The sequence below is a fragment of the Streptomyces sp. NPDC033136 genome (assembly GCF_055578235.1).
In genome coordinates, this window is record NZ_JBVIPD010000004.1 from 142,485 (window position 1) to 168,660 (window position 26,176).

The following is a 26,176-nucleotide window of genomic DNA, read 5'->3' on the forward strand; positions in this document are numbered from 1 at the left end:
ACTCTCCGGGCAGACCGGGGAAAGAAGTGGACAGGCGGGCCGTGGTCGGCCGCATGATGGAAAAGCCTCGGCCAAGCAACGAGAACGTGAAGAGACGCAGGAGAGGGAGTCACCGTGAGGGTCGGAATCGTCGGAGCCACCGGACAGGTGGGCACGGTCATGCGCAGGATCCTCAAGGAACGGAACTTCCCGGTCACGGAGCTGCGCCTGTTCGCCTCGGCCCGCTCGGCGGGCTCCGAGCTGGACGGCGTGACGGTGGAGGACGCGGCGACCGCCGACTACACCGGCCTGGACATCGTGCTCTTCTCCGCGGGCGGTGCCACGTCCAAGGCGCTGGCCGAAAAGGTCGCCTCGCAGGGCGCGGTCGTGATCGACAACTCCTCCGCGTGGCGCAAGCACCCGGAGGTGCCCCTGGTCGTCTCCGAGGTCAACCCGCACGCGATCAGGAACCGCCCCAAGGGCATCATCGCCAACCCGAACTGCACGACGATGGCCGCGATGCCGGTGCTGCGTCCGCTGCACGCGGAGGCGGGCCTGGAGGCCCTGGTCGTCGCCACCTACCAGGCGGTCTCGGGCTCCGGCCTCGCGGGCGTGGCCGAGCTGCACGGGCAGACGCAGAAGGTCGTCGCCGACGCCGACCAGCTCACGCACGACGGCGAGGCGGTCGACTTCCCGGAGCCGGGCGTCTACAAGCGCCCCATCGCCTTCAACGTGCTGCCGCTCGCGGGCAACATCGTCGACGACGGCCTGAACGAGACCGACGAGGAGCAGAAGCTCCGTAACGAGTCCCGCAAGATCCTGGAGATCCCCGAGCTGAAGGTCTCCGGCACCTGCGTACGCGTCCCGGTCTTCTCCGGCCACTCCCTCCAGGTCAACGCCCGCTTCGCCCGCCCGATCTCCCCGGAGCGCGCGACGGAGCTGCTGAAGGACGCCCCGGGCGTCGAGCTCTCCGACATCCCCACCCCCCTCCAGGCCGCCGGCAAGGACCCGTCCTACGTCGGCCGCATCCGCCGCGACGAGACGGTGGACAACGGCCTCGCGCTCTTCCTCTCCAACGACAACCTCCGCAAGGGCGCCGCGCTGAACGCGGTGCAGATCGCGGAGCTGGTGGCGGCGGAGCTCCGGAAGTAGCCACTGGGCACAGCGAAGGGGCGCCCGGCCGGGCGCCCCTTCGCTGTGCGGATGAGGGCGAAACGCCGCCAGGTCAGAGGGCGAGATGCCGCCGCAACGCCCTGTCGACCTCGGCCATGCGCTGGCGTGGTACGGCGCCGACCTTGTGCAGCAGCCGGTCCGGCGCGACGGCACGGACCTGTTCGCACCGCACCTTGGAGTCCTTCGGCAGACGGCTCTCCTCAGAGCGTACGAGGACCTGGAACGTCAGCACACGAGAGGTGTTCGACGTCAGCGGCGCCACCGTGACGACCCCCCGGCCGTTCCGCGTGACGGACTCGTTGGCGGCGTCGTTGGACACGATCACCGCTGGCCTGACCTTGTTGGCCTCACTGCCCCGCACCGGCTCGAGGGCCACCATGTAGATGTCACCACGCCTCATCGGTGATCCCGTCCCCGCTCGTCCGGTTCCACAGGCCGGCGTCGTCACTCGCGTCCCACTCGGCGAACGCTTCTGTGTACTCCTGCTCCAGCTGTGCCTGCCGGAGCAGCTCGATCGCGGCGTGTATCACGGCCGACCGGGACTCGGCCTCTGTACGGGCGGCGTACTCGTCGACGAAGGCGACATCCTCCTGGGGCAGGCTCACACTGATCTTCATACCGGCAATGCTACCTCCAGTAGCAAAGGCATGGCTACTACATCTGGCCCGCCCGATGCAGGGGTATCCCCATGGACCAGCTCCGTCGTCGCCTGACGCGGACCCGCCGTGGAAAGATGGCGCAACCCACCCATAACGAGGAGATGACCGCGTGCCTGGCACAAACCTGACCCGCGAAGAGGCGCAGCAGCGGGCGCAGCTGCTCGCCGTTGACTCGTACGAGATCGAACTCGACCTCTCCGGCGCGCAGGAGGGCGGCACCTACCGGTCCGTGACCACGGTGCGCTTCGATGTGGCGGCCGAGAACGGCGTCGAGTCGTTCATCGACCTGGTGGCGCCGGCCGTGCACGAGGTGACCCTGAACGGGGACTCCCTCGACCCGGCCGAGGTCTTCGCGGACTCCCGGATCGCGCTGCCCGGACTGCTCCAGGGCCGCAACATCCTCCGGGTCGTCGCCGACTGCGCGTACACCAACACCGGTGAGGGCCTGCACCGGTTCGTCGACCCGGTCGACGACCAGGCCTACCTCTACACCCAGTTCGAGGTGCCGGACGCCCGCCGGGTGTTCGCGAGCTTCGAGCAGCCTGATCTGAAGGCGACCTTCCAGTTCACGGTGAAGGCGCCCGAGGGCTGGACGGTCATCTCCAACTCGCCGACGCCCGAACCGCAGGACAGTGTCTGGGAGTTCGAGCCGACCCCGCGCATCTCGTCGTACATCACGGCGCTGATCGTCGGCCCGTACCACTCGGTGCACAGCGTGTACGAGAAGGACGGCCAGTCCGTCCCGCTCGGCATCTACTGCCGCCCCTCGCTCGCCGAGTACCTCGACTCGGACGCCATCTTCGAGGTGACCCGGCAGGGCTTCGAGTGGTTCCAGGAGAAGTTCGACTACGCGTACCCGTTCAAGAAGTACGACCAGCTGTTCGTGCCGGAGTTCAACGCGGGCGCGATGGAGAACGCGGGCGCGGTGACCATCCGCGACCAGTACGTGTTCCGGTCGAAGGTGACGGACGCGGCGTACGAGGTGCGCGCGGAGACCATCCTGCACGAGCTGGCCCACATGTGGTTCGGCGACCTCGTGACCATGGAGTGGTGGAACGACCTGTGGCTGAACGAGTCGTTCGCCACGTACACCTCGATCGCCTGCCAGGCGCACGCGCCCGGGAGCCGGTGGCCGCACGCGTGGACCACCTTCGCCAACTCCATGAAGACCTGGGCCTACCGGCAGGACCAGCTGCCCTCCACCCACCCGATCATGGCCGAGATCCGGGACCTGGACGACGTCCTGGTCAACTTCGACGGCATCACGTACGCCAAGGGCGCCAGCGTCCTGAAGCAGCTCGTCGCCTACGTCGGCATGGACGAGTTCTTCCGGGGCGTGCAGGCGTACTTCAAGCGCCACGCCTACGGCAACACGCGCCTGTCGGACCTGCTGGGCGCGTTGGAGGAGACCTCCGGCCGCGACCTGACGACCTGGTCGGAGAAGTGGCTGCAGACGGCCGGCATCAACGTGCTGCGCCCCGAGATCGAGACGGACGCTGACGGCGTCATCACGTCCTTCGCGATCCGCCAGGAGGCCCCGGCCCTGCCCGCCGGCGCGAAGGGCGAGCCGACGCTGCGCCCGCACCGGATCGCCGTCGGCCTGTACGAACTGGACAGTTCGGAAGGCGCCGGCGGCAAGCTGGTCCGTGACGAGCGGATCGAGCTGGACGTCGACGGCGAGCTGACGGACCTGCCGCAGCTGGTCGGCAGGCGCCGCCCGGCCGTGGTGCTGCTCAACGACGACGACCTGTCGTACGCGAAGGTCCGCCTGGACGAGCAGTCCCTGGCCTTCGTCACGGAGCACCTGGGCGACTTCGAGTCCTCCCTGCCGCGCGCCCTGTGCTGGGCGTCGGCCTGGGACATGACCCGCGACGCCCAGCTCGCGGCCCGCGACTATCTGTCCCTGGTGCTGTCCGGCATCGGCAAGGAGTCGGACATCGGTGTCGTGCAGTCGCTGCAGCGGCAGGTGAAGCTGGCGATCGACCTGTACGCCGACCCGGCCGCCCGCGAGGCGCTGCTGGCCCGCTGGACCGACGCGACGCTGGCCCACCTGCGGGCGGCGGCACCGGGCAGCGACCACCAGCTGGCGTGGGCGCGGGCGTTCGCCGCGACGGCCCGCACGCCGGAGCAGCTGGATCTGCTGGACGCGCTGCTGGACGGCTCGCAGACCATCGAGGGCCTGGTCGTCGACACGGAGCTGCGGTGGGCGTTCGTGCAGCGGCTCGCGGCGGTGGGCCGGTTCGACGAGGCGGAGATCGCGGGCGAGTACGACCGTGACCGCACGGCCGCCGGTGAGCGCCACGCGGCCACGGCCCGCGCGGCCCGCCCGTCCCCGGAGGCCAAGGCGGAGGCGTGGGCGTCGGTCGTCGACTCCGACAAGCTGCCGAACGCCGTGCAGGAGGCGGTCATCGGCGGCTTCGTCCAGACCGACCAGCGCGAGGTGCTCGCCCCGTACGCGGACCGGTACTTCGAGGTGGTCAAGGACATCTGGGAGTCCCGCTCCCACGAGATGGCCCAGCAGATCGCCGTCGGTCTCTACCCGACGGTCCAGGTCTCCCAGGAGACCCTGGACAGGACGGACGCCTGGCTGACCTCCGCCGAGCCGAACGCGGCCCTGCGCCGCCTGGTCTCGGAGTCGCGGGCGGGCGTCGAGCGCGCGCTGCGGGCCCAGCGGGCGGACGCGGCGGCCGGGGAGTAGCCGCCCTGGAGGCGGTGGGGCGCCCGGGCGCCCCACCGCCTCCCCGCAGCTCCCCCACCGCTTCCCACCGCCTCCCCGCAGCTTCCTCTCAGCCGACCTTGGCGAGCCTGCCCCCAGGAGCAGCCGGCAGCGCCGTCGCCAGAGCGTCAGCGACGGCCGCCCAGTCCCTCCGCGGCGTGCCGCAGCGCCCCGTCCGTCACGCCCGTCGAAGCGTCCCTCGAACCCTTTCGGGCGTTCCCTCCAGTGAAACTGAACGTGCGCGGCTCCCGGGTGACGAACTGCCCCGCCACCGTCGCCCCGAACGCCAGCCCCATGCCGACCAGTTGCACCGGCGTCAGCGCCTGCCCGAGTGCCGCCCACCCGACGACGGCCGCGGTCAGCGGGGAGAGCGGCCCGAGGAAGGTGACCTGGGTGGCGGTGAGGCGGCCGATGCCACGGAGCCACAGCCAGTACGCCACCGCCGTGTTCGCGACGGCGAGGTAGAGGTAACCGCCGGCCGCCCGGCCGTCCAGCGCCGGCGGCGCGCCCTCGATCAGGAAGGCGAGCGGCGCGATGAGCAGGCCGCCCGCGGTCAGCTGCCAGCCGGCCAGCGCCAGCGGACCGGCGCCCTCGGGTCGCCCCCAGCGCTGGGTGAGCACGGTGCCGGTGGACATCGACGCCGTGGAGGCGACGGCCGCCAGCAGGCCGAGCGCGTCCAGCGCCCCGGCCGCCCGCAGGACGACGAGGCTGACCCCGAAGGCGGCCACGGCCCCGGTCAGCAGCGTGCGCGCCGACGGCCGCTGCCCGAGCAGCAGCACCGAGAGCCCGGCCACGAACAGCGGCCCGGCCGACCCCACGACCGCCGCCAGACCGCCGGGCAGCCGGTACGCGGAGAGGAACAGCAGGGGGAAGAAGGCGCCGATGTTCAGCGCGCCGAGCACCGCCGCCTTCCACCACCAGGCGCCGCGCGGCAGCACCCGGGCGAGGGCGAGCAGCAGCAGACCGGCGGGCAGGGCGCGCATCAGGGCCGTGAACAGGGGGCGGTCGGGCGGGAGGAACTCGGTGGTCACCACGTAGGTCGTGCCCCAGGAGACGGGGGCGAGGGCGGTGAGGGCGGTGAGAGCCGGGCGGGACGCGGCCATGGGAGGCACCCTTCAAGTAGGTCGGCAGAAAGTAGCTTAGCGCTAAGCAACTTACAGTCAAGCTACTTTCTTGCGGGTGACCGAGAGGGAGCCGATACTCGTGCCATGAGGGAACGCCCGGAGCAGCGCAAGGACCCCGTCGACGCGATCATCGAGCAGTGGGCGAGGGTCCGGCCCGACCTGGACACCACCGCCATGGAGGTCTTCGGCCGGGTCAACCGGCTCTCGCTCGCGATGGCGGACCGGATGGCGAAGGTGTACGCGGCGTTCGGTATCGCGCGCGGGGAGTTCGACGTCCTGGCGGCCCTGCGCCGCTCCGGAGAGCCCTACACGCTCTCGCCCCGGCAGCTCTCGGCGACGCTGATGCTCACGACGGGCGGGATGACGGGGCGGCTGGACAAGCTGGAGCGGGCGGGGCTGCTGCGCCGCTCACCCGATCCGCACGACCGGCGCGGGCTGCAGGTCACCCTCACGGACAAGGGCCTCGAACTGGTCGACGAGGCGGTCGGGGCGGGGCTGGCGGTGCAGACGGAGGCGCTGTCCGTCCTCGAGGCCGAGCAGGCCGGTCAACTGGCCGGCCTGCTGCGGGACCTGCTGGCCGGGGCGGAACGACCCTGACGGCCCTGACGGCACCGAGGGCGCCGTCGCGGTGACCGCGACGGCGCCCTCGGTGAGGAAAACCCTGATCAGGCCTTGACTTCGCTCTTCGCCTCGGCCTTGGTGGTGATGTTGGAGCTGGTCGGGTCCTTCTTCTTGTGCGACCTGTCGCCGACCACCACGAGTCCGTGGATGACCAGGTACAGCACGAGGGGGGCCACGACGAAGAGGCCCAGCGTCTCGATGACGCTCAGGCCCGGGCCGGGGTCGTCACCGTCGTCGCGGGTGAGCGCGCTCGCAGGGGACGACATGAGCAGCATCATCAGCGTCGTACCGGCTGCCAGGGCGCCGGCGCGCAGGGCGTTCTTCTTGTCCACGGTGTCAAACTATCCAACGCCGAGTGAGCACGCGCGTCCGGGGGTGCCGTAAGGCCGCCTAAGGGACCCTCGCCTCATGGGCGCCTGCCCCGAACACCTCCATCAGCGCGTGCAGCCGCGGCGAGGCGGCCAGGTCCTCCAGCGTCACCGGGCGGCCCTGCGCGTCCGCGATCGGCAGCCGCCAGTTCGGGTACTGGTCCCAGGTACCGGGGAGGTTCTGCGGGCGCCGGTCGCCGACCCCGTCCGGGAGCCAGACGCCCACCATGCGGGCCGGAGTGCGCAGCAGGAAGCGGTGGACGGCCTGGATCTCGGCCTCCTCCGACGACGTGTCGCTGCCCCCGCCCGTGCCGTGCAGCAGGCCGAGGTCGGAGAGCAGGGCCAGCCACTCCCCCGTGTCGGCGGCGGCCTCGGCGCGCTCCTGAGCCAGCGGGCGGGCCAGCAGCCCGAGGCTGTCGCGGAGCTCGACGTGCTCGCCGGTGAGGCGGGCGGCCGTGGAGGGCAGGTCGTGGGTGGTGGCGGTGGCCAGGCAGTCGGAGCGCCAGTTCTCGGGCGGCAGCGGGCGGCCGTCGCCCTCCCAGTCCCGCTCGAACCACAGGACGCTCGTGCCGAGCACGCCGCGCTCGCGCAGCGCCTCACGGACGCCGGGTTCGACGGTGCCGAGGTCCTCGCCGATCACCAGGGCCCCGGCCCGGGAGGCCTCCAGGACGAGGACGGCGAGCATCGCCTCGGCGTCGTAGCGGACGTAGGTACCCTCCGTGGGGGGATGGCCCTGCGGGACCCACCACAGGCGGAACAGGCCCATGACGTGGTCGATGCGCAGGGCTCCGGCGTAGCGGAACAGGGCTCGCAGCAGCTCACCGAAGGGGGCGTAGCCGGAGTCGGCCAGGCGGTCGGGGCGCCAGGGCGGCAGGCCCCAGTCCTGGCCGCGGGCGTTGAAGGCGTCCGGTGGGGCGCCGACCGACATGCCGGCGGCGAAGTACGCCTGCTGGGCCCAGGCGTCGGCGCCGCCGGGGTGCACGCCGACCGCGAGGTCGTGGACGATCCCGACCGGCATGCCGGCCTCGCGCCCGGCGCGTTGCGCCGCGGTCAGCTGGGTGTCGGTGAGCCAGGCGAGGCGGGACCAGAAGTCGACCCGGTCCATGAGGCCGTTGCGGGCGCGGGCGGTGTCGGCCGAACGGGGGTCGCGCAGGCCGGCCGGCCAGCGGTGCCAGTCGGAGCCGTGCACCTCGGCGAGCGCGCACCAGGTGGCGTGGTCCTCCAGGGCCTGGCCCTGCCCGGCGAGGAAGTCACAGTAGGCGGCGCGCCTGCCGGGGCCGAGCGGGACGTCGCCGAGCAACTCCAGCGCCTCCCGCTTCAGCTCCCAGACTGCGTCCCGGTCGATCAGCGCGCCCTCGTCCAGCACGGCCGTACGCAGTCGGCCGGACCTCTCCAGCAGGGTGCGCAGGCGCTCGCGGTCCTCGACGTACGCGGTCTCGGGGACGTCCTCGATCCGCAGGTGCACCGGGTCGGGGAAGCGGCGTGAGGAGGGGCGGTACGGGGAGGGGTCGGTGGGGGCGCCGGGCACGGCCGCGTGCAGCGGGTTGACCTGGACGAACCCGGCGCCGAGCGACCGCCCGGCCCAGCCGGCCAGCTCGGCGAGGTCGCCGAGGTCGCCCATGCCCCAGGAGCGGCGGGACAGCAGCGAGTACAGCTGGACGAGGAGTCCGTACGAGCGTCCGTCGGGCGCGGGCAGGCGGGGCGGGGCGACGATCAGATGGACGGTGGCGGTGCGGCCGTCGGGGGTGGTGGCCGTCAGCCGGTGGACACCGGGCGGGAGGTCGTCGGCCGAGGCGCGGGTCTCGCCCTGCTCGGTGTCGATGAGCAGCCGGGTTCCCCCGGGGAGGGAGGCCAGGGCGGCCGGGGGGCGGCCGCTCCAGCCGACGACGGTCGGCGGCAGCAGCCGCTCGCCCAGTTCCCGCTCGCGGGCCGCGAGCGCGGCGCTGACGGCGCCGGGCGTGCTCGCGTCCACGTCGAGGGCGGCCAGGGTCAGGGTGACCGCGGTGGCCGAGGCCGCGACCGCGCGGTCCGGGGACGGACTGTAGGAAGTGGCGACGCCGTACAGGGCGGCGAGGCGCGACAGGTCCTCGGAAGGCGGGTCGGCAGGCCGGGGTGCGGTCATCTACGGCCTCGTGCAGTCGGGGACGAAGGCAGAGGGCTCGCTGGTCAGGGGGGCGGCTTCGGCGAGCGGGGGCTCGCTGGTGAGGGGCTCGGCGTCGGGCAGCGGGGGCTCGCTGGTCAGCGGGGGCTCGGTGAAGGCGCTCTCGGAGCTGAAGACGCAGTATTGGGGGTCGTGGTAGTGGGGGTCGTCGAGGTCGGCGGACTGGTCCGCCACGGGTTTGGACGGGGCCGGGAGCGGTAGGAAAGTCATCGCAGCCACGGAGGCCTCCTTCTCAGGTACGTCTTTCAACGGGTCATCGCAGCCCTACCCAGTCGACGCGAAGGCAGACACCCCAGGCCGAACATCGTGTTCCTGCTCACATTCCGCTCCCCTCCAGTCCTTCCAGTTTCCGGCAAACCACGCCACAACGGCCACTCTCGCTGACACGTTCACCAGGCGAGTGGTGGACTCGTTCCGCCGGTCGAACACACCTGGCCCGAGCCCCGTCAGATCTTCGGCCCGGCTATTCGGAGCAGTTCGTCCGGGGGTCACTATTCACTCAGTACATGTAGCGAGTGCATAATGATCGGCATGAGCACCCGCCACATCCTGCTGGGCCTGCTCGCCACGGGTCCGAGCCATGGCTACGACCTCAAGCGACGCCACGACGAGCGCTTCCCGCAGGCCCGCCCCCTGGCCTACGGGCAGGTCTACACGACCCTGCAGCGCCTCGTCCGGGACGGGCTCGCCCAGGTCGAGGGCACCGACTCGGACGGCGGCCCGGAGCGGACGCTGTACCGCGCGACGGACGAGGGGACGCGCGAACTGTCCCGCTGGGCCGGGGAGATCGCGCCGCCCGCGCCCTTCGTGGCGAACGAGATCTTCGCGAAGGTCGTCGTCGCGATCCTCTCGGGCGGCGACCCGGCCGGGTATCTCAGCGCCCAGCGCGCCGCCCACATGGAGCGGATGCGGGAACTCACGGCGGTCAAGGCCGCCCGGGGCGCGGACCTGGCGACCGTGCTGTCGGCGGACTACGCCCTCAACCATCTCGACGCCGACCTCCGCTGGATGACCACCACGGCGGCCCGGCTCACCACCCTGACCGCGGAGGTCGACGCAGCATGAGCGAACCCGTGCCTCTTCTCACCGCCCGTGACCTCACCAAGGCACACGGCAGGACACCGGCCCTGCGCGGCACCTCGGTCGCCCTGCACACCGGGGAGATCCTGGCCGTGACCGGCACGAGCGGCAGCGGGAAGTCGACGTTGCTGCACTGCCTGGCCGGGATCGTCCGGCCGGACGAGGGCTCGGTGACGTACGACGGCCGGCGGCTGGAGGAGCTGCCCGAGAAGCGGCTGAGCGAGCTGCGGCGCACCGAGTTCGGCGTGGTGTTCCAGTTCGGCCAGCTCATCCCCGAGCTGACGGCCCTGGACAACGTCGCCCTGCCCCTGCTGCTGGCCGGCACCGACCGGGCCCGCGCCCGGGACCGGGCCGGTGAGTGGCTGGAGCGCTTCGGGGTACGCGGGCAGGGGGATCTGCGGCCGGGCGAGATGAGCGGCGGGCAGGCCCAGCGGGCCGCGCTGGCCCGGGCCCTGGTCACCGGCCCGCGGGTGGTCTTCGCCGACGAGCCGACCGGTGCGCTGGACTCGCTGGCCGCGGAGCAGGTCATGACGGCCCTCGTCCACACGGCCCGCGAGTCGGGCACGGCGGTTCTGCTGATCACCCACGACGCGCAGGTGGCGGCGTACGCGGACCGGGAAGTGGAGCTGCGGGACGGCGCCGTGGCGGCGACGGGGGTGACCGCGTGACGTCCCTGCGGTCCGATCTGCGCCTCGCCTGGGAACTCACCCGCGGTTCCGACCGCGGGGAGTGGTGGCGGATCATCCTGACGGCGCTGGGCGCGGCACTCGCGACGGTGTTCGCGCTCGCCGCCGTCGCTCTGGCCTCGCTGCGTGGCTCCTACGACGTGTCCTACGCCGCGGGCCTCCTGGACGAGCCCGGCACGCGCTCCGGCGTGATCGTCGGCCTGCTGCTCCTGCTCGTGCCGGTGCTCGGGTTCCTCGGCCAGTGCGCCCGGATCGGCGCGGTGCACCGCGACCGGCGGCTCGCCGCGCTGCGGCTGGCCGGGGCTACGCCCTGGCAGGTGCGGCGGATCGCCGGTTTGGAGTCCGGGCTGGCCTGCCTGCTGGGCTCGGCGGTCACCACCTGCTTCTCGGTGCTGCTCCTGCTGCGCCTGTGGGACCGGCCGACCGCCCTGGCCTGGGCGGGGACCGCCCTGGTCGCCGTGGCCGTACCGGTGCTGGGCGCGACGGCGGGCGCGCTGGCGCTGCGCCGGGTGGTGGCCTCGCCGCTGGGCTGGGTGCGCCGGGTCGGACCACGCACCGGACGGGGGCCCGGGCTGCTGTCCCTGGCCGGGGTGCTCCTCGTGGGTGTGGTGGCGCTGTTCGCCGTATCCACCACCTCCACACCGGCCACGAGCCGGCCGTACGGCGGGCCGCCGGTGATGCTGACGGGCGCGGTCCTCGCGGTCGGCGCGGGCGCGGTGTGGCTCTCCGGGGCCACCGCCAGGGCGACCGGGCGGATCCTCGCGGTCCGGGCACGGTCGGCGGCGACGCTGATCGCCGCGGAACGGCTGCGCGACGACCCCTGGGCAGGCGCCCGCACCCACGCGGCGGTGCTGCTGGTGACCATCGTCGGGACCGGCTTCCTGGGCATCCGGCGGGTGCTTCTGGACATGGTGCACACCAGGAAGTACATCGCCGATCCGTCCTACTACACCACCGGCGCCGACCTCGCCGGCGCCGCCGTCGCGGTCGCCTTCGCGATCACCCTGTCCGGCCTCGCCGTCGGCACCGCCGAGTCCCTGGCCACCCGCCGCCGGGGCCTGGCCGCACAGGCCGCCGCCGGGGTGCCGCGCGCGGTGCTCGGCCGGGCCCTGCTGCTGGAGACCGCGCTGCCGCTGGCCCCCGCGGTGCTGCTCGCGGGGCTGGGCGGGACGGCCATCGGCACCTGGTACGCCCTGCTCACCGGCTGGCCCGTCCCCTGGGCGATCGCCCTGACCCCCCTCGCCGTCTACACCGCCTGCCTGCTGGCCGCGGCCACCTCACTGCCCCTGCTGCGCCGCTCGGTGCGCCCCGGGGAGCTGCGGTACGCGTGAGAGTGCCCTGAGCCGCGTCGCGGAACGGGGGCGGAAGGCAGGCCGGCCCCGGGGGAACGGGGGTTCTCCGGGGCCTGCCCCGTGCCGTGCGCGCCAACACGAAGGCCCGGATCGTCGTCAGGCGGAAATGCCGTCGATCCGGGCCATGGCGTCCTCGGCGCCGTACGGTTGCAAGTACGGCATCCAGCGCGGATCCCTGTGGCCGGTCCCGATGATGCGCCAGGCCAGGCCGGTGGGCGGGGCGGGTTTGTGGCGCAGCCGCCAGCCGATCTCGAAGAGGTGCCGGTCGGCCTTCACGTGGTTGCAGCGGCGGCAGGACGCCACCACGTTGTCCCAGACGTGCTTGCCCCCGCGGCTGCGCGGGATGACGTGGTCGACGCTGGTTGCGACGCCACCGCAGTACATGCACCGGCCCCCGTCGCGGGCGAACAGCGCCCGGCGGGTCAGTGGAACGGGCCCCCGATAGGGAACCCGGACGAATCGCTTGAGCCGGACCACGCTGGGTGCGGGGACTGTGACGGTCGCGCTGTGCAGATAGGCGCCGGACTCCTCGAGGCATACGGCCTTGTTCTCGAGGACGAGGACGAGCGCGCGGCGGAGCGGTACGACGCCTAGCGGCTCGTACGACGCGTTGAGGACCAGGACATGCGGCACGGATGCCTCCTTGGACGCCGGCGGCGCGTGGCTCGCGCCGGGACGATTCGTAGCCAGTTTCCCCTCATGCCTGGTGGAAGCGCCACCATGTCCCCGTAACGGGCTGGGAGTGTTTTCGACCACATCTGATGCATCCCCAGGATCATGGCCTGTTCAAGCCCGGGTGAGCACGGTCTCTCCTTCACGGATTCGGCAAGAGGCACACACAATGCCCCGTTAGTGTGGTGGTTCTGCCCCTTCGGTGACCCGGCCGTGACCTTGACCCCTTGAACCACCGCGCCGGGGCAGACCGCTGCACCTGGAGGTACCTGCCGTGTCCTTGTCCGTCGCGGACGCCGTCCCGCTGGCCGCCGGCCCGTCACCGTCGCCGACCCCGTCGGATACGCAGTCCCCGAGAGTGCCCTCCCTCCAGGACGCCCAGGAGGGCGCGACGAACGCCGCCGGCTGGGTCGAGCAGAACTGGTCGACGTGGCTCGCGATCGGTCTGCAGGTCCTGCTCATCGTGGTGGTCGCCGCGGTGCTGAGGGTCGTCGTGCGGCGGTCGATCACCAAGCTGATCGACCGCATGAACCGGAACTCCCAGACCGGGGAGAGCAGCGCGATCGGCGGGCTGCTGGTCAATGTCGAACGCCGTCGCCAGCGCTCGCAGGCCATCGGCTCGGTGCTGCGCTCGGTGGCGTCGTTCCTGATCGTCGGCACGGCCGCGCTGATGGTCCTGGGCACCTTCCGGATCAACCTGGCCCCGCTGCTGGCCTCGGCCGGTGTCGCCGGTGTGGCGATCGGCTTCGGCGCCCGCAACCTGGTCACGGACTTCCTGTCCGGCGTCTTCATGATCCTGGAGGACCAGTACGGCGTCGGCGACACGATCGACGCGGGCGTCGCCTCCGGCGAGGTCATCGAGGTGGGCCTGCGCGTGACCAAGCTGCGCGGCGACGGCGGCGAGATCTGGTACGTCCGCAACGGCGAGGTCAAGCGCATCGGCAACCTCTCCCAGGGCTGGGCGACGGCCAACGTCGACGTCACGGTCCACGCCGGCGAGGACCTGGACAAGGTCAAGGCCACCCTGGACGAGGTCGCCGAGAAGATGGGCGCCGAGGAGCCCTGGAACGAGCTGCTGTGGGGCCCGATCGAGGTCCTCGGCCTGGACAGCGTCCTGCTGGACTCCATGGTGGTGCGCATCTCCGCCAAGACCATGCCCGGCAAGTCGCTGATGGTGGAGCGCGAGTTGCGCTGGCGCGTCAAGCGGGCCTTCGACGCGGCGGACATCCAGATCGTCGGCGGCGCGACGGCCCCGGCGGAGGAGACGCCCGCCGACCCGACGGCGGGGGTGGCGGCCCCGTCGGCGTACGCGAGCACCACGTCCCCGCAGTCGGCGGCGGCCTCCCCGCTGGTCCCGCCCGCGCCGACGAGCACCACGAAGTAGCGGTCACGCCGTTCGCGGCGGACGGAGAGGGGCGGCACCCGGACCTGCGGGTGCCGCCCCTCTCCGCATGTCCCGGCGCGCTGGAGAGCGCGCTCGCGACCGGGCTGCCCCCCGAACTCCGGTCCTGTTCCGGAACCGAACCACTCCCCCTCGACGTGTACCTGGGCAGGGGTGGTCCCAGACGCTGCGATCCGATCAGGATCGAGGCAAGGCCGGTGCGAATGTCAGTCCCGGCGGCGATACTTGCGGCGACGGATGACCATGGGGGAGGTCACAGTGACACACACGCCGAAGAGCAGCGCACCACCACCGGGCCCCAGCCTGCCCGTCCTGCCGGCCGTACCCGCACAACCGGCCCCGCCGGCCCGGCCTTCCGGCAGCCCCGCGACACCCCCGGCCTCCCCTCGGCCCCCCACCACCCCCCGCCGCACCGCCTTCGCCGAGGGCCTGGACCGACTGCGCACCGCCGCCACCACGGAACCCGGCCGCCTCCGCGGCATCGGCGCGTTCCTGGCCGCCCTCGTCATCGCCTTCGGCGCCGTCAGCGCCTGGCAGATGACCGGCCGCGCGGCCGCCGCCGACGACGTCCTCACCAGCAGCCAGCCCCTCAGCTCGGACGCGGCCGACATCTACCGCTCCCTCGCGGACGCCAACACCACCGCCTCCAGCGGCTTCCTCGCGGGCGGCCAGGAGTCGTCCGCGTCCCGCGACCGCTACGAGAAGGACATCCGCACGGCCGCGGAGAAACTCGTCAACGCCGCCGCCAATTCCGACCCGGACTCCCCCTCCGCGCAGACCATCGCCAAGCTCAACAGGCTCCTCCCGGAGTACAAGGGCCTGGTGGAGCGCGCCCGCACGTACAACCGCCAGGGCTTCCCCGTCGGCGGCGCCTACCTGCGCTACGCCAACGAGAAGATGCAGCAGCAGATGCTCCCGGCGGCGGAGGACCTCTACGAGAAGGAGAACCAGCGCCTCGAGGCGGACTACGCGGACGCCACGCCCTACCCCTGGGCAGCCATCGCCCTGGGCGTCATCGCCCTCGCCGCCCTCGCCTGGGCCCAGCACCGCAACTACCAGCGGACGAACAGGGTCCTGAACCACGGTCTGGTAGCGGCCACGGCCATGGCGACCGTCGTCCTGCTCTGGCTGATCGTCGGTCACAGCGTCGCCCGCGCGGGCCTGACCGACTCCTACGACCACGGCGTCCGCTCCCTGAACGTCCTGCACGACGCCCGCATCGCCTCCCTCAAGGCGCGCGGCAACGAGAATCTCACCCTGGTGGCCCGGGGCGCGGAGACGAAGAAGGTGGGCGAGGAGACGTACGACGCCTACGACCACGACTTCGGCACGGACATCGAGGCGCTCGGCCGGCACCTCGCGAAGGCCGGGAAGCTCGCCGACGACGCCTCGGGCGAGAAGCCCGTCACCACCGCCGTGGGCAACATGGCGGAGTGGAAGAAGCGCCACGCCGCGGCCCGCGAGCAGGACGAGAACGGCAACTACCAGCAGGCACTGGACATGGTCATCGGCGCCAAGGGCGCGACCGGCGAGTGCTTCGACAGCGTCGACGCGAACCTGCGTACGGCACTCGCGCACGAGGAGACGGAGTTCAAGCACGCGGCCGGCGACGGCCGTGACGCACTGACGGGCCTGCCGGCAGGCGCGGCGGTACTGGCGGTCCTGGGCGCCGCGGGCGCGGTCCTGGGCATCGGCCGCAGGCTCTCGGAGTACCGATGAACGGGCCACGGACGAGAGGAGGCACGACGATGCGCAGCACTCTCAGGGGCTGGGGCGGAGTGACCGCGATGGCAATCGCCTGCGCCCTGGTGGCGTTCATCGCCCTCTGTCTCCCCAGGACGTCCGTCACGGACGCGGGATCAGGAGCCACCACGACCACCAGCACCGTCACCGGGACCGAAGCGCAAGAGGACTGCGAGTCCCCGGAGAAGCAGACCCTCTCCCCCTCCTCCGCGGACGGCGACGCCATCCAGGAGATCAAGAACCGCCAGGGCGAGAAGCGCAAGCTGATCGTCGGCGTCGACCAGAACAGCTACCGCTGGGGGTACCGCGACCCCAACAACGGCAAGACCGCGGAGCTCGAGGGCTTTGACATCGACCTGGTCCACCGCATCGCCGAGGAGATACTCGGCGACCCGGACGCGGTCCAGTTCAAGGCGATCCCCACCGACCAGCGCGTCCCGGCGATCCAGGACGGCCGCGTGGACATGGTCGTGCGCACGATGACGATCAACTGCGCACGCATCGAGGACGTCGCCTTCTCCGCGCCGTACTTCAGGACGGGGCAGCAGGTCCTGGCCCCGAAGTCCTCGGCCGTCAAGGGCTACGACGACACGCTCGCCGGCAAGCGGATCTGCACGGCGGCGGGTTCGACGGCGTACTCCACGCTGAAGGCGGACAAGGAGAGCGACGACCTCCCCGCCACCACCGACATCTCCACCACCGTCCCCAACCAACTCGACTGCCTGGTCAGACTCCAGCTCGGCGAGGTCGACGCGGTGGTCACCGACGGCGCGCTCGCGGCGAGCCAGGCGGCACAGGATCCGACGGTGCAGCTCAAGGGTGACGCCTTCACTGCCGAGTACTACGGCGTGGCGATGAAGAAGGAGGCGGACGATCTGGTACGCCGGGTCAACCGGATCCTGGTGGACTACCGCGAGGACACCGCGAACGGCTGGCAGGCGTCGTACGAGAAATGGCTGTCGGCAACACTGGGCAAGGATGCGAAGAAGTCGGAACCCCCGGCACCGGAGTACCTCCGCACCACCTGACACCTGCCGAACCCCGAACACCCGCCACACACAACCCACACCCGCACACACCACCCCACCCCACCCAACACTCAACCGCAGCGAGAGGTGATCGATGGGCGTCACGGGACCCACCGGGCCGGTACTGGACCGGGACGAGGTGGACCGTGCGCTGGCGCGGCTCGGCGCGGAACACGAGGCGATCGAGACCTCGCTCCTCGCCCTGCAGGACCACGCGGGCCGCAGACTCCTGGAGGGCGCCGAGCTCACCGGGGTGACCCAAGAGCGCTGGACGTCCACGGAGGCGTCGATCACGCTGCTGTGGACGTACTTCGACGCATACACGGACGCGCTGCGCACCGCCCGCGACATCCGCGCCCGCCGCCGCTGGTCCAGCCGCGAGGACCTGGTGGAGCTGTCGGAACTCCTGACCGGCGAGTCGGTCACGCTCGCGGGCAGCGCCGCCGCGACGGCCAACGCCCCGACGCTGACCGGCACTCCGAACAAGCTCAGCGAGCACTACTCGCTCACCACCCTCGTCGACCGGATGAACGAGCTGTACGCGACGAGCCTGGACATGGTCGTCGCCGCCGACGCGGTCTGGTCGGCGCTGCCGGCCCGGATCGACCTGCTGGCGGCCGAACTCCAGCGCACGCGCCGGCTCGCGCACTCGGTCGGTGTGCGCCCCGGCGAGCACCCCGCGGGAGACGACCTGGAGCGCATCACGCGCACGCTGACGAAGCTGCGCGAGCAGGTGGTCTCGGACCCGCTGGCGTTCTGGACGGCCGCCGAGGGCAGTTCGGCGCCGGGCGGCGGCCGGCCGGACACGACGGTGTACGACCGTGAGGCCCGCGCCCTGGAGGACGTGCGCCGCGAGATCGACGCGGTGCTGACGGTGCGCCAGGACGCCGAGGCGCGGATCGTGAAGCTGCGGGACGTCCTCAGCCGCGCGGACCGTACGCTCGCCGAGGCGCGCACCGCCCGCGGCGAGGTCCTCGCGAAGATCGCGGCGACGGAGGTGCCGGTCGTCAGCGGACCGCCGACGGCGCTGCAGGAGCAGCTGGCGACGGCCGCGGAGTACCGCAGGCACGCGCAGTGGCACCGGCTGTCCCCGCTGCTGGAGTCGCTGGAGCAGAAGGCGGAGGACGAACTGCTGCGCGCCCGGGAGTCGTTGACGGCGGTCACCGCGCCCCTGGCGGTCCGCGCGGAGCTGCGCGGCCGGCTCGACGCCTACAAGGCGAAGGTCTCCCGGCACGGCTTCGCCGAGGACACGGTGCTGGTGGAACGGTACGAGAAGGCCCGCCGCATGCTGTGGAGCGCCCCCTGCGACCTGCGCGCCGCCGAACAGGCCGTGCTGCGCTACCAGCAGGCGGCCGCGGAACTGCTCGGCGGCCCGCGGGTGCCGGAGCAGGGTGCCGTCCCCCAGGACGACCGGAGGGGGCCGGGCGCATGAGTGAGGAGGGGGAGTCCATGAGTCAGGCGCCGCGGCAGCCACCCGGCCCGTCTCCGCGCACCTGCCAGCGTCCCACCTGTGACGGCGCCTACGAGGACGTGGGCGGCGGCGAGCTGTACTGCGACACCTGCGGCCTCGCCCCGGTCGTCGCCTCGGGCGGCATGGTCGGTTCACCCCCCACCGGCATCACCGCCGGCGGCAGGGGCGGCTCGGCCCGCAGCGGCAGCGCCCGCTCCAGCAGCCGCAGTCCCCGTACGTCGTCCCAGTCGTCGAAGTCGCGCCGCTCGGTGTCGGGGCGCCTCTCGCGCTCCCTGTCGGGCAAGGCGACGAGCCGCTCGGTGTCGGTGCGCAGCTCCGGTTCCACCGCCGGTTCCTCGTCCCGGGGCCGGCTGGGCGCCGGGCTGGTCCAGGTGCCGCCGATCCCGCGGCCCGACCCGCGCGCGATGGTCCTGGACAACCCCGAAGTACCCGAGCGGAAGCGGTTCTGCTCGCGCTCCGACTGCGGCGCCCCGGTGGGCCGGGCGCGCGGCGACCGGCCGGGCCGTACGGAGGGCTTCTGCACCAAGTGCGGGCACCCGTACTCGTTCGTGCCGAAGCTGAGGGCCGGGGACGTGGTGCACGGGCAGTACGAGGTGGTGGGCTGCCTCGCGCACGGCGGGCTGGGCTGGATCTACCTGGCCGTCGACCGGGCGGTCTCGGACCGCTGGGTGGTCCTCAAGGGCCTGCTGGACACGGGCGACCAGGACGCGATGGCCGCGGCGATCTCCGAGCGGCGCTTCCTCGCGGAGATCGAGCACGCCAACATCGTGCGGATCTACAACTTCGTGGAGCACCTGGACCAGCGCACGGGCTCGCTCGACGGCTACATCGTCATGGAGTACGTCGGTGGCAAGTCCCTGAAGGAGATCGCCAACGCCCGCCGCACCCCGCAGGACAGGCGCGACCCGCTGCCGGTGGAGCAGGCCTGCGCGTACGGCATCGAGGCGCTGGAGGCGCTCGGGCACCTGCACAGCCGGAACCTGCTCTACTGCGACTTCAAGGTCGACAACGCGATCCAGACCGAGGACCAGCTCAAGCTGATCGACATGGGCGCGGTGCGCCGGATGGACGACGAGGAGTCCGCCATCTACGGCACGGTCGGCTACCAGGCGCCCGAGGTCGCCGACGCCGGCCCGTCCGTGGCGAGCGACCTGTACACGGTCGCCCGCACCCTCGCGGTCCTGACCTTCGACTTCCAGGGCTACACGAACGTCTACGTGGACTCCCTGCCCGACCCGGACCACATCGAGGTCTTCCGGCAGTACGAGTCGTTCTACCGCCTCCTGGTCCGCGCCACCGACCCCGACGCGGCCCGCCGCTTCGCCTCCGCCCAGGAGATGACCGAGCAGCTGACGGGCGTCCTGCGCGAGGTCGTCTCCCTCCAGACGGGCCGGGCCCGCCCCGCCCTGTCCACCCTCTTCGGGCCGGAACTGCGGGTCACGGACACGGAGTTGTTCCCGAAGCCGGACGGTGAGGTGTCCCGGCTGGGGGCACGGGCGGTGCGCACGGGGCGCCGTCCCTCCACCGCCGCCGCACTGCCGGGCGGCGCGCGGGGCCAGGCCGGTGCGGCGCACCCCGCCGCCCCTTACAGTCTCGTCAAGTCGGTCGACACTCCCGCCGCCGCGCTGGCCCTGCCCGTCCCCCGGGTCGACCCGACGGACCCCAACGCCGGTTTCCTCGCGGGCCTGATGACCTCCGCCCCGGCCGAGCTGCTCGGCGCCCTGGCCGCCGCCCCGGCCCCGTCGACCGAGACGCGGCTGCGGCAGATCCGGGCCCGGCTGGAGACCGGCGACCCCGGTGCCGCGCTGCGGGCGCTGGTCACGCTGGAGGGCGAGCGGCCCGACGACTGGCGGGTGGTCTGGTACCGGGGCGTGGCGGCCCTGGTGACCGGCGACGACGAGGGCGCCGCGCTGGCCTTCGACGCGATCTACGACGCCTTCCCCGGCGAGATCGCGCCCAAGCTGGCGCTGGGGCTGTGCGCGGAGGTGCTGGGGCAGCTCGACAACGCCGCCGAGTACTACCGGCTGGTGTGGTCGACCGACCCGAGCCATGTGAGCGCCGCGTTCGGGCTGGCCCGGGTGCAGTTGGCGACCGGGGACCGGCGCGGCGCCGTGCGGACGCTGGAGTCGGTCCCGGAGTCCTCCATCCACTACACGGCCGCGCGTGTGGCGGCCGTGCGGGCGCGGCTGCGGCAGCGCACGGCGACCGCCTCGGACGTGTCGTTCCTGGAGGACCTGACGGCTGCCGCGGTGCAGGTCGAGGCGCTGGAGGCGTACGGTCTGGATCCGGCGCGGCGTGAGCAGTTGTCGGCCGAAGTCCTCGGTTGCGCCCTGGACTGGGTACTCTCCGGGGGCCAGGGTTCCGCCCCTCCCGCCGCCGGGGGACGGACGCTGCTCGGCAGCGGCCTGGACGAGCGGGGCCTGCGTTTCGGCCTGGAGCGCTCGTACCGCACGCTGGCCCGGCTGGCGCGGGGCGGCGAGGAGAGGATCGACCTGGTGGAACGTGCCAATCGTTACCGCCCCCGGACGTGGGTGTAGTTGATGTCGCAGATGCCCCAGTTGTCCGCCTGCCCGAGTTGCGAGGAGCCCCTCGAGTCGGGTGACCGTTTCTGCGGCGCGTGCGGATACGACCTGTCCGCCGTGCCGGCACGGCCTCAGGACAACCCGACCATCACCATGAACGGCTCGGTGCCCGCGCAGGGCGCCCCGGCCGGCGCGTATCGCGAGCCCCCGTCGGCGCCACCCGCCGGCGCGGCCTGGCCCGCCCCCGGGCCGGACGGCGCGGGTGCCCCGGACGCGGCGCACCTGCCGACGGACCTGCGGGGCACGGACTCGGGCGGATCCGCCCTGCCGCCGGGCACGCCCCCGCCCCCGAGCGCCCCGCCGGCCCCGGCCGCGGGCGTACGGTTCGACCGGCCGGCGCAGCCCGACGGGTATGCCGCGTCGCCGGAGATCTACCAGACCCAGCCCGACGAGTACGCCCTCCAGGCACCGGACCCACGGGCGTCCGCCGACCCGGCGGCCCCGGCCGCGGGCGCCGGCGGCAAGGTCTGCGTGGCCTGCCGGGCCGGCCGCGTGGACGACGACGGCTACTGCGAGAACTGCGGCCACGCCCAGCCGCGCGAACGGGACCACATGGAGCAGGAGTCCGGCCCGGTGGCCGCGGTCAGCGACCGCGGCCTGCGCCACCACCGCAACGAGGACGCGTACGCCCTCGGCACCACCGCACTGCCCGACGGCTCACCGGCGTCCGTGGCGATCGTCTGTGACGGCGTCTCCTCGGCGACCCGCCCCGACGACGCCTCCGCGGCGGCCTCGAAGGCCGCGAGCGAGAGCCTGCTGACGGCCCTGCCGCGCGGCACGCACCCGCAGCAGGCGATGCATGACGCGATCATCGCCGCCTCCCGCGCGGTCAACTCGCTCGCCGCGGAACCCGCCACGGCCCTCGAGCAGGCCCCGCACCAGAACGCCCCCGCCTGCACCATCGTCGGTGCCGTGGTCACCTCGGGCCTGCTGATCGTCGGCTGGGTCGGCGACAGCCGCGCCTACTGGGTCCCGGTCGACCGCGGCGCTCCCCCGGCCCGGCTCACCGAGGACGACTCCTGGGCCGCTCAGATGGTCGCCGCGGGCCTGATGAACGAGGCCGAGGCCTACGCCGACGAGCGTGCCCACGCGATCACCGGCTGGCTCGGCGCGGACGCTTACGAACTGGAGCCGCACACCGCCGCGTTCAAGCCGGACCGGCCGGGCGTGGTCGTGGTCTGCACGGACGGCCTGTGGAACTACGCGGAAGCCGCCGAGGAGATGGCCCGGGTCGTCCCGCTCGACGCCGCCGCGCATCCGCTGCACAGCGCCCGGGTCCTCGTCGGCCACGCCCTGGACGGCGGGGGCCACGACAACGTAACAGTGGCGCTCGTGCCGTTCCCGGCCGTGCCACAGGGGGCAGGATCGGCCTGAGGCCACGCACGGGGGTGCCTCGGCGGACCGGAGGGGACCGGTCCGCCTACCGTCATCACCCCGCCGCGGCGGGGGCTTTGAAGGGGGATCGAAGCAGGCATGGCCAATTTCTCGAAGTCGAACGTGCCCCGGTTCTCGGTGGACGTGTACCAGAACGAGTACCTGCCGGAGGGCGCCGGCGAGGTCAACGCCATCGTCACGGTGACGGCGACCGGCGGCGGCACGATCGGCAGCGCGGTCGCGGCGCCCCACCTCTACGCACCCGGCCAGGGCCCGTCGGCGGCCGTGGCGATCATGGTCGACTGTTCGGGGTCGATGGACTACCCGCCGACCAAGATGCGCAACGCCCGGGACGCCACGGCCGCGGCGATCGACGCCCTGCGCGACGGCGTGCACTTCGCGGTGATCGGCGGGACCCACCTGGCCAAGGAGGTCTACCCGGGCGGCGGGCACGTCGCGGTCGCCGACGCCACCACCCGTGAGCAGGCCAAGCGGGCGCTGCGCTCGCTCAGCGCGGGCGGCGGCACGGCCATCGGCACCTGGCTGAGACTGGCCGACCGCCTGCTCTCCTCCGCGGACGTCGCGATCCGGCACGGCATCCTGCTCACCGACGGCCGCAACGAGCACGAGTCGCCGCAGGATCTGAAGGCCGCGCTCGACGCGTGCACCGGGCGTTTCACCTGTGACGCGCGCGGTGTGGGCACCGACTGGGAAGTGAAAGAAGTCACAGGGATCGCCTCCGCCCTGCTCGGCACGGCCGACATCGTCGCCGATCCGGCCGGGCTCGCCGCCGACTTCACGCGGATGATGGAGACGGCGATGGGCAAGGAGGTCGCGGACGTCTCCCTGCGGCTGTGGACCCCGGTCGACACGACGGTGAAGTTCGTCAAGCAGGTCGCGCCCACGGTCGAGGAACTGACCGGCCGGCGCACGGAGGCGGGGCCCCGGGCAGGCGACTACCCGCTCGGTTCCTGGGGCGACGAGTCCCGTGACTACCACGTCTGCGTGGAGGTCCCCGTCGCGCACATCGGCCAGGAGATGCTGGCGGCCCGTATCTCACTGGTCATTCCGCAGCCCGACGGCAGCGTCCAGAGCCTCGGCGCGCAGGGCCTGGTGCGGGCCGTGTGGACGGACGACATGGTCGCCTCGACGTCGATCAATCCTCAGGTCGCCCACTACACCGGGCAGGCCGAACTGGCACAAGTCATCCAGCAGGGACTGGATCTCCGTAAATCGGGAGATATGGACGGAGCAACGGCCAAACTGGGCCGGGCCGTTCAGCTCGCGAGTGCCTCTGGCAACGCCGATACTGCGAAACTGCTTGCGAAGGTGGTGGACGTGGTCGATGCCGCGACCGGTACTGTGCGACTGAAAGCGAAGGTCGCGGAGGCGGACGAGATGACGCTCGAGACCCGGTCCACCAAAACTGTTCGCGTGAAGAAGTGATCTAGAAGAGATCGAAGGAGGGACGCGCCGACATGCCGACCTGCCCGAACGGACACCAGTCGGGTTCCGACGACTGGTGCGAGGTCTGCGGTCACCGCATGGCGGGTGCCGTGCCTCCGCCTCCTCCCCCGCCGCCCCCGCCGGGCGGCGGCTACGGCTTCCCGCCCCCCGCCGGCCAGGGCGGTCCTCCCGGCCCTCCCGGCGGCCCCGGTGGCCAGCCCGGTGGGCGTCCTCCGCACCTGTCCGCCGTACCGAACGCCGAGCCGGAGCTCTGCCCGCAGTGCCGTACGCCGCGTGAGGGCGCTGCGCCGTTCTGCGAGGAGTGCCGGTGGAACTTCCTGACGAACACGGCGACCTCGTACACTCCCGCGGCCCCGCCCCCGCCCGGCCCGGGCATGCGGTTCCAGCCTCCCGGCCAGCCCGGTCAGCCCGGCCCGTCGGGTCCGTCGGGTCCGTCGTACGGCGGCGGTGACGGGTACGACTACCAGAGCTCCCGCCCGTCCCAGATGAACCGCCCGGCCGAGCCGATCCCGCCGTTCGGCGGCGCCCCGTCCGGCCGGCCCGGCCCTGGTGGCCCCGGCGGCCCGGGTCAGGGCGGCGGCTACGGCTACCCCCAGCCCGGCGCCGGCGGACCTCCCGGCCCTGGTGGTCCCGGCGGTCCTGGTGGCGGGCCGGGCGGCGCCTCCGGCCCGCCCGGTTTCGGTGCCGACCCCTCGCGGCCGGTCCCGCCGCCGCCCGGTCCCGGTGGTCCCGGCGGACCTGGCGGTCCCGGTGGTGGCCCCGGTGGGGCTCCGCAGGCCTTCCACCAGTCCGGCCCTCCCGCCCCGCCCGGATTCCCGCAGGAGACCCGGCGGCCCCCGCAGCAGGGCGGTCCGTCCTTCGGCAGCGGTGACGACGACTGGGTGATCTCCCCGCCGTCGTCCACCGGCCCGAGTGGCCCCGGCGGCCCCGGCGGCCCCGGTCAGGGCGGCGGCTACGGCTACCCTCAGCCCGGCGCCGGCCCCGGCCAGGGCGGCTACGGCTACCCGCATCCCGGCGCGACCCAGGCCCCGCCCGGCCCCGGCGGCTTCCCGCAGCAGCCCCAGGCGCCGCAGGGACCAGCGACGTGGACCGCGACCATCGGCCCGGACCGCGACTACTTCATGGCGATGATGCAGCGCTCCGGCCCCGAGGCCGCGGGTCTGAACCTGCCCGCGTACTCGCCCGAGCAGCAGCGCACGCTCACCGGCAACCAGATCACGATCGGCCGCCGCCGGCACTCCACCGGCGACACCCCCGACATCGACCTGGCGGTGCCGCCGGAGGACCCGGGCGTCTCGCACCAGCACGCGGTGCTGGTCCAGCAGCCGGACGGCAGCTGGGCGGTCGTCGACCAGAACTCCACGAACGGCACGACGGTCAACGGCTCGGAGGACCCGATCCAGCCGTTCGTCCCCGTGCCGCTGCAGGACGGCGACCGGGTGCACGTGGGCGCCTGGACGACGATCACGATCCGCCGCGGCTGAGCCTGAGCCCCGGTCAGCGGCCTGTCAGGACGGGAGGGGCCAGGCGTACGGCCCCTCCGGGTCGTCCAGCCAGGCCCATTCCCGCTCGCCGCTGACGGTGATCCCGTAGCGCTCGCGCTGCGGCCGGCCCTCCTGCTCCCAGAGCGCGTGCGCCTCCTGCGGGTCGAGGCTGCCGCGGGTCAGGGCCAGCAGGAACCGGAACGCGTCGTCCTCCCTGGCCCGGCGCGGCACCCCGCCCAGCTGAAACGGCTCACCGCCGGGCCGGCCGGTGCCGCGCAGCGGCACGAAGTAGGCGGGCGTGTGCAGGAACCGCCCCTCGGCGTGCGAGGCGTCCGTCACCGTGAGCACGATCAGGCCGGTGGCGAGCGGCAGCAGGATCCGGCCGCCGGGGCGGCTCTGGGCGAGCCAGGCGCGGGGCACCGTATCCAGGGCGCAGGTGGCGATGATCCGGTCGAACGGGGCACGCTCGGGCACGCCCCGGGCGCCGTCGCCGGTGACGACGGCCGGGTGGTACCCGGCCGCGGCCAGATGCCGACGGGCCGACTCGGTGATCTCCGGATCGAGGTCGACGGTGGTGACCTTGTCGTCGCCGAGCCGGTGGGCGAGCAGCGCGGCGTTGTAGCCGGTGCCCGCGCCGATCTCCAGGACGGTGTGCCCGTCCGCCACCTCCAGCGCGGCCAGCATCTCCGCCATCAGGGAGGGCTGGCTGCTGGACGACAGCAGCTCGCCGTCCCGCAGCCGGGTCGCCAGCGGGGTGTCCTCGTAGGCGCCGCGCACCCACCGCTCGCACGCCTCGGCGTCCGGGCTCTGTCCCCAGCGGCGTTCGTAGCCGCCGGCGACGCCGACGTAGTAGTACGGCACGAAGAGATGCCGTGGGACCGCCGCGAACGCCTCCCGCCACACCGGATCGGCGGACCAGGCGCCGCTCGCCTCGATCCGCCGCACCAGCGCCGCCCGCGCGGAGGCGGCGAGACCGTCGAGTTCCCTGCCGGGTGCGTGCCCGCCCATGTCTCCACAGTAGGCGGAGGGTCCTG

Annotated in this window: 22 protein-coding genes; 14 read left to right on the plus strand and 8 right to left on the minus strand. The window is 72.9% G+C overall.

Annotated features, from left to right (window positions below):
• The first annotated feature begins 114 nt into the window (after positions 1-114).
• The gene (locus ACZ5TL_RS08905; RefSeq protein WP_468588698.1) at positions 115-1,131 is read left to right on the plus strand and encodes an aspartate-semialdehyde dehydrogenase; all 1,017 of its coding nucleotides are present in this window, start codon (positions 115-117) and stop codon (positions 1,129-1,131) included.
• A 73-nt stretch (positions 1,132-1,204) separates the two neighbouring features.
• Here ACZ5TL_RS08905 and ACZ5TL_RS08910 read toward each other — a convergent pair whose 3' ends face one another.
• Positions 1,205-1,552 carry a type II toxin-antitoxin system PemK/MazF family toxin gene (locus ACZ5TL_RS08910; RefSeq protein ID WP_468588699.1) on the minus strand — a complete coding sequence of 116 codons (348 nt, stop codon included), beginning with the start codon at positions 1,550-1,552 and terminating at the stop codon, positions 1,205-1,207.
• Positions 1,539-1,769 (minus strand): ribbon-helix-helix domain-containing protein, encoded by a 231-nt coding sequence (locus tag ACZ5TL_RS08915; RefSeq protein WP_468588700.1) that lies wholly within the window; start codon positions 1,767-1,769, stop codon positions 1,539-1,541. The genes ACZ5TL_RS08910 and ACZ5TL_RS08915 overlap by 14 nt, the downstream gene beginning before the upstream one ends.
• A 151-nt stretch (positions 1,770-1,920) precedes the next feature.
• Between ACZ5TL_RS08915 and pepN the strand changes: the two genes are divergently transcribed.
• Positions 1,921-4,509 (plus strand): aminopeptidase N, encoded by a 2,589-nt coding sequence (gene pepN / locus ACZ5TL_RS08920; RefSeq protein ID WP_468588701.1) that lies wholly within the window; start codon positions 1,921-1,923, stop codon positions 4,507-4,509.
• A gap of 146 nt (positions 4,510-4,655) precedes the next feature.
• Here pepN and ACZ5TL_RS08925 read toward each other — a convergent pair whose 3' ends face one another.
• Positions 4,656-5,630 carry a DMT family transporter gene (locus ACZ5TL_RS08925; RefSeq protein ID WP_468588702.1) on the minus strand — a complete coding sequence of 325 codons (975 nt, stop codon included), beginning with the start codon at positions 5,628-5,630 and terminating at the stop codon, positions 4,656-4,658.
• A 105-nt stretch (positions 5,631-5,735) separates the two neighbouring features.
• On the opposite strand from ACZ5TL_RS08925, the gene ACZ5TL_RS08930 reads away from it, so the two are divergent.
• Positions 5,736-6,248 (plus strand): MarR family winged helix-turn-helix transcriptional regulator, encoded by a 513-nt coding sequence (locus tag ACZ5TL_RS08930; RefSeq protein WP_468588703.1) that lies wholly within the window; start codon positions 5,736-5,738, stop codon positions 6,246-6,248.
• A gap of 68 nt (positions 6,249-6,316) precedes the next feature.
• Here the strand turns inward: ACZ5TL_RS08930 and ACZ5TL_RS08935 are convergent, their stop codons facing one another.
• Genes ACZ5TL_RS08935 through ACZ5TL_RS08945 form a run of 3 tightly spaced genes read right to left on the minus strand, consistent with a single transcriptional unit; the run spans position 6,317 to position 9,020 of the window.
• Complete coding sequence (locus tag ACZ5TL_RS08935) at positions 6,317-6,604, minus strand: hypothetical protein (RefSeq protein WP_468588704.1); 288 nt, start codon at positions 6,602-6,604, stop codon at positions 6,317-6,319.
• A gap of 58 nt (positions 6,605-6,662) precedes the next feature.
• The gene (gene malQ, locus ACZ5TL_RS08940; RefSeq protein WP_468588705.1) at positions 6,663-8,762 is read right to left on the minus strand and encodes a 4-alpha-glucanotransferase; all 2,100 of its coding nucleotides are present in this window, start codon (positions 8,760-8,762) and stop codon (positions 6,663-6,665) included.
• The gene (locus tag ACZ5TL_RS08945; protein WP_468588706.1) at positions 8,763-9,020 is read right to left on the minus strand and encodes a hypothetical protein; all 258 of its coding nucleotides are present in this window, start codon (positions 9,018-9,020) and stop codon (positions 8,763-8,765) included.
• Positions 9,021-9,332: 312 nt separating this feature from the next.
• Between ACZ5TL_RS08945 and ACZ5TL_RS08950 the strand changes: the two genes are divergently transcribed.
• From ACZ5TL_RS08950 to ACZ5TL_RS08960, 3 genes are read left to right on the plus strand one after another with little or no spacing between them, the layout of a single operon-like run.
• Positions 9,333-9,866 carry a PadR family transcriptional regulator gene (locus tag ACZ5TL_RS08950; RefSeq protein WP_468588707.1) on the plus strand — a complete coding sequence of 178 codons (534 nt, stop codon included), beginning with the start codon at positions 9,333-9,335 and terminating at the stop codon, positions 9,864-9,866.
• Positions 9,863-10,549, plus strand: coding sequence for an ABC transporter ATP-binding protein (locus tag ACZ5TL_RS08955; protein ID WP_468588708.1), 687 nt, complete (start codon positions 9,863-9,865; stop codon positions 10,547-10,549). Before ACZ5TL_RS08950 ends, ACZ5TL_RS08955 begins: the two co-directional genes overlap by 4 nt.
• Positions 10,546-11,898 (plus strand): FtsX-like permease family protein, encoded by a 1,353-nt coding sequence (locus ACZ5TL_RS08960; protein ID WP_468588709.1) that lies wholly within the window; start codon positions 10,546-10,548, stop codon positions 11,896-11,898. The genes ACZ5TL_RS08955 and ACZ5TL_RS08960 overlap by 4 nt, the downstream gene beginning before the upstream one ends.
• Positions 11,899-12,015: 117 nt before the next feature.
• Here ACZ5TL_RS08960 and ACZ5TL_RS08965 read toward each other — a convergent pair whose 3' ends face one another.
• A complete protein-coding gene (locus ACZ5TL_RS08965; RefSeq protein ID WP_468588710.1) occupies positions 12,016-12,552 on the minus strand; it encodes an HNH endonuclease in 537 nt (178 codons plus the stop codon).
• Positions 12,553-12,865: 313 nt separating this feature from the next.
• Here ACZ5TL_RS08965 and ACZ5TL_RS08970 point away from each other — a divergent pair, with 313 nt between their 5' ends.
• The 8 genes from ACZ5TL_RS08970 (at position 12,866) to ACZ5TL_RS09005 (ending at position 25,142) form a co-directional block, all read left to right on the plus strand.
• Positions 12,866-13,975, plus strand: coding sequence for a mechanosensitive ion channel family protein (locus ACZ5TL_RS08970; RefSeq protein WP_468588711.1), 1,110 nt, complete (start codon positions 12,866-12,868; stop codon positions 13,973-13,975).
• Positions 13,976-14,251: 276 nt separating this feature from the next.
• Positions 14,252-15,712, plus strand: a complete 1,461-nt coding sequence (locus ACZ5TL_RS08975) for a hypothetical protein (RefSeq protein ID WP_468588712.1) — start codon at positions 14,252-14,254, stop codon at positions 15,710-15,712.
• 29 nt (positions 15,713-15,741) lie between these two features.
• Positions 15,742-16,764 (plus strand): glutamate ABC transporter substrate-binding protein, encoded by a 1,023-nt coding sequence (locus ACZ5TL_RS08980; RefSeq protein WP_468588713.1) that lies wholly within the window; start codon positions 15,742-15,744, stop codon positions 16,762-16,764.
• Positions 16,765-16,858: 94 nt separating this feature from the next.
• Entirely contained in the window at positions 16,859-18,196 is a 1,338-nt protein-coding gene (locus tag ACZ5TL_RS08985) for a coiled-coil domain-containing protein (RefSeq protein WP_468588714.1), read from the plus strand.
• A 17-nt stretch (positions 18,197-18,213) separates the two neighbouring features.
• The gene (locus tag ACZ5TL_RS08990; RefSeq protein WP_468588715.1) at positions 18,214-20,772 is read left to right on the plus strand and encodes a serine/threonine-protein kinase; all 2,559 of its coding nucleotides are present in this window, start codon (positions 18,214-18,216) and stop codon (positions 20,770-20,772) included.
• A gap of 3 nt (positions 20,773-20,775) precedes the next feature.
• A complete protein-coding gene (locus ACZ5TL_RS08995; RefSeq protein WP_468588716.1) occupies positions 20,776-22,191 on the plus strand; it encodes a PP2C family serine/threonine-protein phosphatase in 1,416 nt (471 codons plus the stop codon).
• A 99-nt stretch (positions 22,192-22,290) separates the two neighbouring features.
• On the plus strand, positions 22,291-23,637 hold the full coding sequence (locus tag ACZ5TL_RS09000) for a vWA domain-containing protein (RefSeq protein ID WP_468588717.1): 1,347 nt from the start codon (positions 22,291-22,293) through the stop codon (positions 23,635-23,637).
• Between the two features lie 32 nt (positions 23,638-23,669).
• Positions 23,670-25,142, plus strand: coding sequence for an FHA domain-containing protein (locus tag ACZ5TL_RS09005; protein WP_468588718.1), 1,473 nt, complete (start codon positions 23,670-23,672; stop codon positions 25,140-25,142).
• 24 nt (positions 25,143-25,166) lie between these two features.
• Here the strand turns inward: ACZ5TL_RS09005 and ACZ5TL_RS09010 are convergent, their stop codons facing one another.
• A complete protein-coding gene (locus ACZ5TL_RS09010) occupies positions 25,167-26,150 on the minus strand; it encodes a methyltransferase domain-containing protein (RefSeq protein WP_468588719.1) in 984 nt (327 codons plus the stop codon).
• Positions 26,151-26,176 lie beyond the last annotated feature (26 nt).